Below are 12,746 nucleotides of genomic sequence, written 5' to 3' on the forward strand. Positions count from 1 at the left end.
TTTGGTATGATATAAATTCGTGAAATAACCGCCTTAAAATTATTGAGGCAACTTTTATGTTTTATTCAATTTACAGTATCTGGTAAAATATATATTTTATCCAACGTTGAATGATTGCCGTAAAAGTTATCGGGAATTAAATATCGGGATATGTGTTGATAGACTTATTTTCTTGATATAATATTATTAAGGCAGGCTATTTATTATATAATTTTAAAAAGGAGACCCTTTAATGAATAAGGCAAAGATATTATGTATTATTATGGGAACGGCTGTATTATCTGCAAGCGCGGCGTTTGCCGGTACATACGGCGACATCAGCGGGCATTGGGCTGAAAGCGCAATTACAAAATGGAGCAATCAAGATATATTAAGCGGCTATAACGGAATGTTCCGCCCTGACGATACGGTAACAAGGGGCGAAATGGCGGTTATACTTGACAGGGTAATGAAGTATACCGAAACGTCTGAAAATATTTTTACTGATTTGGATCAGGCGTTTTATACAGAGCCTATTTTAAAAGCAGTAAAAGCAGGAACAATGATAGGAAGCGACAATGCCGTAAGGCCTAAGGAACTTATGACACGCCAGGAGGCAGTTGTTGTTTTGGCTAAGGCGTTGGGCTTTGACGGTTTGCCGACGGAAACAAGCCTTCCGTTTACAGATACAGATGAAATTTCCGATTGGGCAAAAGGATATGTGTCGCAAATGTATTCAAGAGGCTATATAAGCGGATCTGACAGCGGCGCTTTTAACCCTTCCGCACCGATTTCAAGGGCTGAAGTTGTATCAATGCTAAGTAATTCCATTGAAACTATTGTAACGGAAAACGGCGCTGTTTCTTCAAATAACGGCAAGGATGTAGTAATCAATACTCCCGATGTGGCTTTAAACAACAGCGTTGTCGACGGTGATTTGATATTATCAGAAGGAGTCGGTGAAGGCGACGTTACATTAAATAATGTTACCGTAAAAGGAAGGCTGGTTGTAAGAGGCGGCGGCGTAAATACCGTAAGGCTTGAAAACTGCATCGTTGGAAGTATTTCGGCCGAGAAAAAGAGTTCGCCTGTAAGGATTTTGGAAGAAGGCAGCGTTGTAGGCAATGTAGACGTTAAATCATCGGCGGTTTTGGAAGGAAGCTTTGACGCCGTAAATATATATAATCCTTCCGATTTGACTGTGAGGGGAGATATAGGAACAATAGAAGTTTATGCCAAAGCCGATATAGAAGCAGAAGGAAATATAGAAGCGGTTAATATTAATGAAGGCGCAGCCGAAACATCGGTAAAAGGTGACGGTAAAGTTGAAACCGTAAATATAGGGGCGGAAAATGTTTCCGTGGAAACAGATGATACCAATGTGGTTGTGGAGAAAAATATTTCACAGGCCGTTGTAAAAGGCGAAGCAGTAAAAGGCGGCGAATCAAAATTATCGAAAGCTGAAAAGTCTGAGCCGGAAAAGGCCGAAGACGATAAAAAAACAGAAACGGAAAGTTCCGATAATGACGACGGCAATTCAGACAGCGAAAGCAGCAGTTCAAGGTTAAAGATAAAAAATGTGGAGTCGGTAAGCAACAGCTATGTAAGGGTTACATTAAGCAAACCCACGAAGGAAACGCTTACAATAGACGATTTCAGCATTATCTGTACAGGCGGCGGTTCCGATATGACAATTTTAAGCGTATATACGGACGACAACAAAATATACCATTTAACAACTGCTTATTATAAAGACAACACTTATAATTTGCAGGTAAATGTTGACGGTAAATATTTATACAGGGACTTTGTTGTTAAATATGACTGTGCTGAAATAAAATCCGAAAAGGTTGACAGGATAAGTGAAACGGCAGCTATATTTACATATGTCTCCGATACTCCGGGAACAATGTATTATGCCATTAAAGAACACGGCGCCGCAAGGATGCTGTTTGGCGGAGATAATGAGCCTTCCGCAGAAGAACTGATAAAAACAGGCGCTAAAGTTGATATGGCGCTTGAGTTAAACGCCATAGAAATAGGCGGCCTTAAAGCAGAAACACCTTATACGCTATATTATGTGGCTGTAGACGTAAAAAACAGGGTTACGCCCGTAAAGCAGATTGAAATTACTCCTGATGTTAAGCCTCCTGTGGAAGAGGGAGCATATCAGATTTTGGAGGTTGTCCCCAATTATAATGAAAAAGGCGACTTCTTTGATGAAAATTATTGGTATACAGTAACTTTCGACAAGCCTGTGGCAGAAGAACTTACGCTTGACAATTTTGTATTGACATGCCCTGCACAGGACGATTTAACTTTAGGCAGGGTTGAAAAAGTAAACGATACAACCTACAATGTTTATATGAAGGTCGGGTCTATACCGAAGGATGGGAACACATTTACAATGGTTGTAACATTTGCGGACGGCAAAACTGCAAGCAAGGACTTTTATTTTAATACGCAGGCTCCCGAGATAACATTATTAAATATAGAACGCAATTCCGAAACATCGATAAACGTTGAATTTGAATCAAGCAAAGGCGGATATTTGTATTACAAGGTTTATAATGAAAGCGATTACGGTTTTGATTCAACAGAGCCTAAGAACCCTGACGATATATTTGCAACAGGAAACAAAATCGAGCTTAAATACGGTTTAAACAACCCGCTCAAAGATATTGAAGCCACAGCAGGCCAGAGGTTTTGCTTTGCAACTGAAAATGTATCGGGCAACCGTTCAAATACATTCGATTACAGCAAACCTATAGAAGATTACAGCATGGTTTCGCCTGAACCCGAGCCTGATCCTGAAAAATTAAAGATTACAGATGTTACTGTGGAAGCCGATGGCGACGGAAGGCAAACCGTTCTTATAACTTTCAGCAAAAAAATCGATATTTTGTTCGATATATCATCTAATGACATCACTTTTGTGGGAATGGGTAAACAGGCTTATGAAAGGCAGGCTATCGACGAAGACGAATATGGGCTCAGCGATAAAATGTCGCTTAAATTCCTGGATCCGTCAGTTTCATTGCCGAGCGGGGAGAATACCGTTATGATTATGGTAGACGGTACAGCTCTAACATTTAACTTTACTGTATAAAATTATAACAGTATCTGTTTTTTATAATTTAATAACGGGTTTATTAATTTAAGGCTAATGCTGTCCGATAAGAATTTTTCGGACAGCATTAGTATTTTATATGCGGTTTTAAAAATAATTTTAAGCAGGGTTTTACAAAATGAATAATATTAAGGGATTTTTATATTTACGGCGTTTAAAGTACGGAATTTTGCAAGGCTTTATATTAAGGATTTTATTCACGCCATTTTGAAATTTTCTTTTCTAAGACAACTATGCTCTTATAAAGCAGCGCCGAAAGTACGGCAAGTATAACAACCGAAAGCATAACCCAGTCAAGCTTAAATATTTGGCTTCCGTATACAATCAGATATCCGAGGCCTGCTTTTGAAACAAGCAGTTCTCCAACTATTACGCCTACAAAAGACAAGCCTACATTAATTTTTAATGCGCTTATCATGTTAGGAACGGAGGCCGGAAGTATAACTTTAGTTAAAACCTGTTTTTTTGTTCCTCCAAAAGTATATATAAGTTTTATTTTATCGGAATCAACTTCTATAAATCCGTTAAATACGCTTAAAATAGTAACAATAACAGATGTAAGAAGGGCGGTTGCGATAATTGACGACATGTTGTTTCCGAGCCAGACAATCATAATTGGGGCAAGCGCTGTTTTAGGAAGGCTGTTCAGTACTACAAGGTATGGTTCGAGAACTTTGTTTATAAAACTGTTCCACCAAAGCAGTACGGCAACGGCAATGCCGATTATCGTTCCAAGTACAAATCCGATTATGGTTTCAAAGAGAGTTACGCCGATATGGACAAATATGCTTCCCGATTTTGTAAGCTCAACGGCTGCGAGCGCTATCCTTGACGGCTGACTGAATATAAACGGATCTATAATTTCAAATTGGGCGGCAAATTCCCAAATTAAAATAAAAAATACCAGAATAGAAATTTGGCACAGTCGGATATGTTTCTTTTGCCGGTCAAGTCCGTTTAGAAATTGCCGTTGGGCTTCAGATACGTTTTGACTATTCATGTACATCAAGCTCCTTCCATATTTTGTTAAAGTAATAATTAAACTCTTTGGCTTCACGGCTTTTTATCGGAGTACGTTCAGGAATGTTAAGCTCTATGCTGTGTGTAGCTTTTAATGTTGCCGGCCTTGAAGAGAGCACAAATACCCTGTCGCTTGTGGCAACGGCTTCTGATATATCGTGTGTGACAAGTATTGCAGTCTTTTTTTCATCGCGTATAATAGAACTTATCTCGTCCGAAACATAAAGCCGCGTTTGATAGTCCAAGGCGCTGAAAGGCTCGTCAAGCAAAAGTATATCGGGGTTCATTGCAAGAGTCCTTATGAGGGCGGCTCTTTGGCGCATACCGCCGCTTAACTGGGAAGGACGGCTGTATATAAAATCTCCAAGGCCGTACTTTCTGAGGAGCTCTTTAACTTCTTCTTTTTTTTCTTCCGTGAGAGCTTTGTTAATTTCCAGTCCCAGACATGCGTTGCTTAATATGCTACGCCATTCAAAAAGATAATCCTTTTGGAGCATATATCCGATAGTGCTGCCGTGCTTAATATCTATATGTCCCGAAGTGGGCTCCAAGAGCCCCGCAAGCATTGAAAGTATAGTTGATTTGCCACAGCCGGAAGGGCCAACTATACTTACAAATTCGCCTTCGTTTATACACAAGGATAAATCTTTGACAGCGGCCGTTTCACCGTTTTCACTGTGGTAAACAAGATTAAGGTCTTTTATTTCAACAATAGGCTGCATTACGGCAAAACCTCCTGCTTTTTTCTATTATTATATTTTGAAAAGCATATTTTTGTGATTGGATAGGCATATTATTAAAATTATTTTTAAAAGAAGCTTTTGTTAAAATATAAATAAGGTATTTTAAAACTTTTTTTGTTTTGATCCGTAAAGCTGTTTATAATATAATTTAGGAGGGATGTATATGCGTCTAAAAAATAAAGTTGTTGTCGTAACCGCTTCCACAAGAGGAATAGGGCTTGCGATTGTAAAAGCTTTTGCATGCGAGGGTGCGACAGTATATATGGGAGCCCGTAATCTTGAAAGGGCAAAGGCTGTTGCCGATGAATTAAATAAAAACGGAGCATCGGTAAAATACGTGTATAATGATGCGACTGAGGATGAAACATATGTTTCTATGATTGAAGAAGTTGTCAAAAACGAGGGGCATATTGATATTCTTGTAAATAATTTCGGAACTTCAAATCCAAGGACAGATCTTGATATAGCAAATACAAAGCCTGAAGACTTTATAAGCACAGTTACAATAAATTTAAAAAGCGTATTTATAACAAGCCAGGCGGCAATAAAATATATGCGTAAAAACGGAGGCGGCAGTATAATAAATATTTCATCTATAGGCGGCGGCGTGCCGGACATATCTCAAATTGGATATGGAACTTCAAAAGCCGCCATAAACTATTTAACAAAGTTGATAGCGGTGCATGAAGCGCGAAATAACATAAGGTGCAATGCAATAATGCCGGGCATGACGGCTACCGACGCTGTTAAAGACGCTTTGAACGACAGTTTTAAAGAACTGTTCCTTAAACATACGCCTATTAAAAGAATGGGGCTTCCGGAAGAAATTGCATCTGCGGCAGTTTATTTTGCGAGCGACGAATCTAAGTACACGACAGGGCAGATCCTTGCCGTTTCGGGAGGGTTCGGTCTTGCAACGCCGGTTTTCGGAGACTTGGCTGATAACGCCAATTCGCGCGGTTAATATTTAATAAGACATTACTGTTCAATAAACGGATTTTGATATTTAAAATATTTGATTTGTAAACTCTCATAACAATATGGGCCATAGAGTTTCGGACGTGCATAGAAAAGTACAGCCGCACATAAATAATTGGATTATATGATTTCGGAGATAAAACAAATGGTTAGCATAATAAGTTAACCGCTGTTATAAGACGGACGTATATTTAATTGTTCCGATAAAATTTTTTTGCCGCGGCACTTTAAATGATATTAAACCGGTGATATAATATTTTATGTTGTTATAAGATAATTTTGAAAGGTAGTGAAAATCATGAGCGAAAACTGTTCGCATAACTGTTCGTCATGTGGTGAGAATTGCAGTGAGAGGACAGCTGAAAGCCTTTTGGCCGAACCCAACAAGCACAGTAATATTAAAAAGGTGATAGGAATTGTAAGCGGAAAAGGCGGCGTTGGGAAATCGCTTGTAACATCGCTGCTTGCAAGCGGCATGCAGAGAAAAGGATATAAGTGCGCCGTTATGGATGCAGATATCACTGGGCCGTCGATTCCCAAATCTTTTGGAATAAAGTCTAAAGCCACAGCAAATGAAGACGGCATGTTTCCGGTTGAAAGTATGAGCGGTATTAAAGTTATGAGCGTTAACTTAATACTTGAAAACGAAACAGACCCTGTTGTTTGGAGAGGGCCTATATTAGCAGGCGTTGTTAAGCAGTTTTGGAGCGAAGTTATATGGGGCGATATAGACTATATGTTTGTGGACATGCCTCCGGGAACCGGAGACGTTCCTTTGACTGTTTTCCAAAGCCTTCCAGTCGACGGGATAATTGTCGTTACAAGCCCTCAGGAACTTGTGTCGATGATTGTTGAAAAGGCTGTAAATATGGCTAAAAAAATGGATATACCTATTATCGGGCTCGTTGAGAACATGAGCTATTTTATATGCCCTGACTGCGGCAAAAAAATATATATTTATGGAGAAAGCAAAGCCGATGAAATAGGGCGTTCAAACGATATTGACGTGCTTGGCAAGCTTCCTATGGATCCGATTGTCGCTCAGTCGTGCGACGAAGGGGAAATAGAAACTATAAATTGCACATTTTTGAATAGAGCGTATGAAAAGATAGAAAAATTGTAAAATATGTCTGCTGTCCATGCTTAATGGGCGGCAGACTTATTATTTTTAACTATTGATATGTTTATATAATTTGTGTAAAATATTAACTGGACAGCATTTGCTGTTTTTAGATTATTTTATTTAATTTTAGGGGGAGAATAATGGAAAAGCTTGCCATGCTTTACGAAGGGAAAGCAAAAAAAGTGTTTGAAACAGACGATAAAAGCCGGCTTATAGTCGAATATAAGGATGACGCTACGGCTTTTAACGGGCTGAAAAAGGGGTCGATACTCGGCAAAGGCATCATTAACAACAAGATGACGAACATCGTTTTTAAATATCTTGAAGAAAACGGTGTGGAAACACATTTTGTCGAAGAGTTGGGCGATAGACAGACCCTTGTAAAAAAGGTTGAAATAGTACCGCTTGAGGTTATTGTCAGAAATATTGCGGCTGGCAGTTTCTCAAATAAATTTGGCGTTGAGGAGGGCAAAGAGCTTTTAAATCCTGTAATTGAGTTTTCATATAAAAATGATGCGCTTGGCGATCCGATGATTAACGACATGCAGATTTTAGCGATAGGCCTTGCATCAAAAGAAGAACTCGCATCAGTTTCAAAACAGGCGCTTAAGATAAACGAACTTTTAAAAGACTACTTCTTTAAAAGAGGAATAACGCTTGTTGATTTTAAAATTGAATTTGGCAGATACAATGGTAAAGTTATATTGGCGGATGAGATTTCACCCGATACCTGTAGGCTTTGGGACAACAAAACCAATGAAAAACTTGACAAAGACCGTTTCCGCCGGGATCTCGGCGGTGTTGAAGAAGCTTATGAAGAAGTATGGAGAAGGATAACGATATGAGCGGAAATAATATAAATAAAACTGATCTGATTGATGATGTTAATGTTGTTGAAGAAGACGTTTTAAAAGAAGAATGCGGAGTTTTTGGAATTTATAATAATAACGACGATTTGGAGGTCGGAAAACTGACATACTACGGCCTTTATGCACTGCAGCACAGAGGGCAGGAAAGCTGCGGTATAGCTGTTACTGACGATACTGTTGTTAAGCAGTATAAGGATATGGGGCTTGTGCCTGAAGTATTCAGCCCGGATATACTTGAAAAGCTTACCGGCAATATTGCCGTGGGACATGTGCGCTATTCAACGGCAGGCGGAAGCATGCGCCAAAATGCGCAGCCGCTTGTTTCAAGGTATTTAAAAGGCGCTTTAACTATCAGCCACAACGGCAACCTTGTGAACGCATATGAGATAAGGGAACAGTTTGAAAAAGAAGGATTTATATTCCAGACAACAATAGATTCGGAAGTTTTAGCGCTTGTAATTGCGCGTGAAAGGGTTAAAAACGATTCTATTGAAGAAGCCGTTGCAAAAATGATGGATATAGTCGAAGGTTCTTATTCTCTGCTTGTAATGAGTCCTAAAAAACTGATAGGATGCCGAGATCCTTATGGATTCAGGCCTCTTGTAATAGGCAAAATAGATAATTCGTATGTGCTGGCGTCGGAGTCATGCGCTCTTGACGCTGTGGGCGCTAAATTTATACGCGATGTGGAACCGGGCGAAATTGTAATTATAGACGAAAACGGTATGCGCTCAGATAAACGCCGCTGTAAAACAAAAGATACTGCCCTTTGTATTTTTGAGTATATTTATTTTGCGCGTTCCGACAGCTATATTGACGGTGTGAGCGTTTATGAATCACGAAAGGCAGCCGGAAGGCAGCTTGCTATTGAACATCCTGTTGACGGCGATCTTGTAATAGGAGTTCCGGACAGCGGAATTGATGCGGCTATCGGTTATGCCGAGCAGTCGGGGATACCATACGGTTTAGGGCTTGTTAAAAACAGATACATAGGGCGCACATTCATCAGCCCTACACAATCCGCTCGTGAGGACGGCGTTAAAGTTAAGCTTAACGCTCTTAGGCAAAGTGTAGAAGGTAAAAGAGTTATCATGATTGACGACTCGATTGTAAGGGGAACGACTGTTGCAAGGCTTGTCAAGATACTTAGGGACGCCGGTGCAAAAGAAGTTCATATGCGTATCAGCAGCCCGCCGTTTTTATGGCCATGCTACTATGGAACAGACGTGCCGTCTAAAGATAAATTAATTGCATGCAAATACCCTATTGAAGAAATAGCGAAAGTCGTTGGCGTTGACAGCCTTGGGTATCTTGGAACAGAGAATCTCCATAATATTGCAAAAGGATCAAAATGCGGTTTCTGCGATGCATGCTTTACGGGCAGATACCCTACGCCAGTACCGAAACATGTAAACGAGGAGGAACTTGAAAATGCGCCGGAAATACGAAAGTCCCCTAAATTCACGATATGCTAGTGAAGAAATGAGCTACTTGTTTTCGCCGGATTTTAAATTTAAAACATGGCGGAAACTTTGGATTGCGCTTGCTGAAAGTGAAAAGGAACTTGGTCTTAATATAACGGAAGAACAGATCTCCCAAATGAAACAGTATAAAGACGATATTAATTATGACGTTGCAGAAGCCCGTGAGAAAGAAGTGCGTCATGATGTTATGAGCCATGTTTATGCCTTTGGGATGCAGGCTAAAGCGGCAATGCCGATTATACATTTGGGCGCCACAAGCTGTTATGTTGGCGATAATACAGATATAATAATAATGACAGAGGCGATGAAGCTTGTGCGCAGACAGCTTATAAATGTCATTAACGAACTTTCAAAATTCGCAATGGAGTATAAAGACATGCCGACTCTTGGATTTACCCATTTTCAGCCGGCTCAGACAACGACAGTAGGAAAACGTGCAAGCCTTTGGCTTCAGGATCTTATAATGGATTTGGAAAGTTTGGATTTTCAAATATCAAGGGCGAAACTGCGCGGCGCAAAGGGGACTACGGGAACACAGGCAAGCTTTATGGAACTTTTTGACGGCGACCATGAAAAAGTTAAAAAGCTTGACAAAATGGTTGCCGAAAAGATGGGATACGACAAATGTTTTGATGTTACAGGACAGACATATCCCCGTAAGCTTGACAGCCAGATACTTAATGTTTTAAGCGAAATAGCGCAAAGCGCATTTAAGTTCAGCAATGATATAAGGCTTTTGCAGCATCTTAAAGAAATAGAGGAACCTTTTGAAAAAAGCCAGATTGGATCTTCAGCTATGGCTTATAAAAGAAACCCTATGCGGAGCGAAAGGATAGGTTCGCTTGCCAGATATGTTATAGCCGATGCGCTTAATCCGGCAATTACTGCCTCAACCCAGTGGTTTGAGAGAACGCTTGACGATTCTGCAAATAAAAGGCTTAGCATACCGGAAGCATTCCTCTGTATAGACGCAATACTTATCCTTTACAGAAATGTTGTTGACGGTCTTGTTGTATATCCGAAAGTTATAGAGCAGCATTTAAATAACGAACTTCCTTTTATGGCGACTGAAAATATAATGATGGATGCTGTTAAAAAAGGCGGCGACAGACAGGAACTTCATGAGAAAATAAGGGAACATTCCATGGAAGCGGGACGTGTCGTTAAATCTGAAGGCAGGCCAAACGATCTCCTTATAAGGATTGCAAACGACAAATCATTTGGGCTTAATTTAGAAGAACTTGAAGCAATCATGGATGCGAAAAACTTTGTCGGGCGCGCCCCGGAACAGACGGAAGAATTTATAGTAAATGTTGTTTTGCCGATAATTGAAGCCAATAAAGATTTGTTGGATGAAGAAGGCGGAAGCGTAAGGGTTTGATATTTAAAGTGGAGGTAATTTTGTTTAACGGCAAAGTTACCTCTTAATTTGTTTTATTGCCTGTATCTATGATAAAATATTGATATTTTGTCAATTACGTTTTGAGTATGTATGTGCCTTGCGTAATTATATATGACGCTGATACCTGCACGAAACGTATATAGCCTCGAAAAAAAATACGGTTTATTTTTTATTCGGTTAATGGGAGTAAGGTTTTGTGTTTCATAAACGCGGTATACATTGAATTACGTTTTATTTGTTTTTACAATAATTTACCGTTTGCGTTTGGAAATAATAAGTTGATATATATGGGGATTTAGTATAAAATAATAAAATACACTTATTTACATGAAGATTGCAGGTGGAAATATGGAGGCATATGAGGGTTTTGCAGAAGTTTATGACGGCTTTATGGACAATATAAATTATGACGAATGGGGTTCATATTTGCTTAATCTTTTCCGAAGGTTAAATATTGCCCCAAAACTGGCTGCAGAACTAGGGTGCGGCACGGGCAATATTACCGGCAGGCTTGCCAAAGCAGGTATTGATATGATAGGAATAGATATTTCATCTGAAATGCTTTCTATAGCAAAAGAAAAAGCTGAAAAAGAAAATCTTGATATTTTATATCTTTGCCAGGATATGCGTGAATTTGAATTGTTTGGAACAGTAGATATTGTTTTGAGCCTTTGCGACAGCATTAATTATATTACCGAGGAGAGCGAGCTTCTCGAGGTTTTTAAACTTGTAAATAATTATCTTGAGCCTAAAGGATATTTTATATTTGATTTAAACACAGAATATAAATTTAAAAATTTGCTTGGAAACAAAAGCTTTAGTGACGCTGAAGAAAACAAGGCGTATATATGGCAGAATTATTATGATGAAGACGAAAAAATAAACGAATATTATGTTAATTTTTTTATTGAAGATGAAAAAACAGGGCTCTATGAACGTATTGAGGAAGTTCATTATGAGAAGGCATACAGTATTGAAACGATCAGACGTCTGCTTACTGAAAGCGGTATGGAATTTGTATGTGCATATGACGCCTTTACATTTGACGAACCAAAGAAAGACAGCGAAAGAATTTACATAATATCAAAAGAGAATGGCAAATGATTTCGGAGGTTATAGATGGAAGATTACATTTTAAGGGCAACTGCCGCTGAGGGTGCGGTCAGGGCTTTTGCGGCTGTGAGCAGAAACACTGTGGAAACGGCAAGACAGCTTCATAACACTTCTCCTGTTGCAACAGCTGCATTGGGCAGGCTTTTGACGGCGGCGGCAATGATTGGAAGCACTTTGAAAAGCGACAGCGATTTAGTAACGCTTCAGATCAAAGGAGATGGACCGCTGCAAGGTATAATTGCAACCAGCGACAGCAGTTCAAGAGTTAAGGGCTATGCATTTAATCCGGAGACGCCGTTTGCCGAAAAATATCCCGGTAAGCTTGACGTTGGTTCAGCGGTCGGAAAAGGAACATTAACAGTCATAAAAGACATAGGCTTAAAAGAACCGTATTCAGGTCAGATTGAACTTGTAAGCGGTGAAATAGCCGAGGATTTATCGTATTACTATGCAAAAAGCGAGCAGACGCCTTCGGCAATAGGTTTGGGAGTTTTAATTGAAACAGATGAAACCGTAAGACAGGCTGGGGGATTTATGATACAGCTTATGCCAGGTGCGCCTGAAGAAGTTGTTGACAAACTTGAAAATAAATTAAACTCAATGCCGTATGTAACGGATTTGCTCGATATGGGCAAAATGCCGGAGGACATACTTGAGATGATTTTGGGTGGTATGGATTTGTCTGTTACAGATAAAATGCCAATGAAATTTTACTGCAACTGCACAAGGGAACGGGTTGAGAAAGCGCTTGTAAGTATTGGAAAAAGCGAATTGGAAAAAATAATAAACGAAGATCAGAAAGCCGATGTTAAATGCCATTTTTGCAGTAAGGAATACCATTTTGACAAAAGTCAGCTCAAGAATATTTATAATAAAGCTATAGAAAGATAGAAGGTGGCTTTATT

The 12,746-nt window shown here is 39.5% G+C and carries 10 protein-coding genes; 8 read left to right on the top strand and 2 right to left on the bottom strand.

Going from position 1 to position 12,746, the window contains the following annotated elements:
* Positions 1-232 precede the first annotated feature (232 nt).
* Positions 233-3,088, top strand: a complete 2,856-nt coding sequence (locus NE664_11525) for an S-layer homology domain-containing protein (protein ID MCQ4727273.1) — start codon at positions 233-235, stop codon at positions 3,086-3,088.
* A gap of 214 nt (positions 3,089-3,302) precedes the next feature.
* Here the strand turns inward: NE664_11525 and NE664_11530 are convergent, their stop codons facing one another.
* Together NE664_11530 and NE664_11535 are read right to left on the bottom strand one after the other, a co-directional pair.
* On the bottom strand, positions 3,303-4,109 hold the full coding sequence (locus NE664_11530) for an ABC transporter permease (GenBank protein ID MCQ4727274.1): 807 nt from the start codon (positions 4,107-4,109) through the stop codon (positions 3,303-3,305).
* Positions 4,102-4,851: an ABC transporter ATP-binding protein gene (locus tag NE664_11535; protein MCQ4727275.1), complete on the bottom strand. Its 750-nt coding sequence runs from the start codon at positions 4,849-4,851 to the stop codon at positions 4,102-4,104. Before NE664_11535 ends, NE664_11530 begins: the two co-directional genes overlap by 8 nt.
* Before the next feature lie 184 nt (positions 4,852-5,035).
* Here NE664_11535 and NE664_11540 point away from each other — a divergent pair, with 184 nt between their 5' ends.
* The 7 genes from NE664_11540 (at position 5,036) to hslO (ending at position 12,732) form a co-directional block, all read left to right on the top strand.
* Positions 5,036-5,836: an SDR family oxidoreductase gene (locus NE664_11540; protein ID MCQ4727276.1), complete on the top strand. Its 801-nt coding sequence runs from the start codon at positions 5,036-5,038 to the stop codon at positions 5,834-5,836.
* A 312-nt stretch (positions 5,837-6,148) separates the two neighbouring features.
* Positions 6,149-6,973, top strand: coding sequence for an Mrp/NBP35 family ATP-binding protein (locus tag NE664_11545; protein MCQ4727277.1), 825 nt, complete (start codon positions 6,149-6,151; stop codon positions 6,971-6,973).
* A gap of 140 nt (positions 6,974-7,113) precedes the next feature.
* Complete coding sequence (locus NE664_11550; protein ID MCQ4727278.1) at positions 7,114-7,818, top strand: phosphoribosylaminoimidazolesuccinocarboxamide synthase; 705 nt, start codon at positions 7,114-7,116, stop codon at positions 7,816-7,818.
* Positions 7,815-9,317 (top strand): amidophosphoribosyltransferase, encoded by a 1,503-nt coding sequence (gene purF, locus NE664_11555; GenBank protein ID MCQ4727279.1) that lies wholly within the window; start codon positions 7,815-7,817, stop codon positions 9,315-9,317. Before NE664_11550 ends, purF begins: the two co-directional genes overlap by 4 nt.
* Positions 9,274-10,707, top strand: coding sequence for an adenylosuccinate lyase (purB, locus tag NE664_11560; GenBank protein ID MCQ4727280.1), 1,434 nt, complete (start codon positions 9,274-9,276; stop codon positions 10,705-10,707). Before purF ends, purB begins: the two co-directional genes overlap by 44 nt.
* Positions 10,708-11,076: 369 nt before the next feature.
* Positions 11,077-11,832, top strand: coding sequence for a class I SAM-dependent methyltransferase (locus tag NE664_11565; GenBank protein MCQ4727281.1), 756 nt, complete (start codon positions 11,077-11,079; stop codon positions 11,830-11,832).
* Positions 11,833-11,847: 15 nt separating this feature from the next.
* Positions 11,848-12,732, top strand: a complete 885-nt coding sequence (gene hslO, locus NE664_11570; GenBank protein MCQ4727282.1) for an Hsp33 family molecular chaperone HslO — start codon at positions 11,848-11,850, stop codon at positions 12,730-12,732.
* The last annotated feature ends 14 nt before the right edge of the window (positions 12,733-12,746 follow it).

The sequence above is a fragment of the Anaerotignum faecicola genome (genome assembly GCA_024460105.1).
In the GTDB taxonomy this organism is placed as follows: domain Bacteria; phylum Bacillota; class Clostridia; order Lachnospirales; family Anaerotignaceae; genus JANFXS01.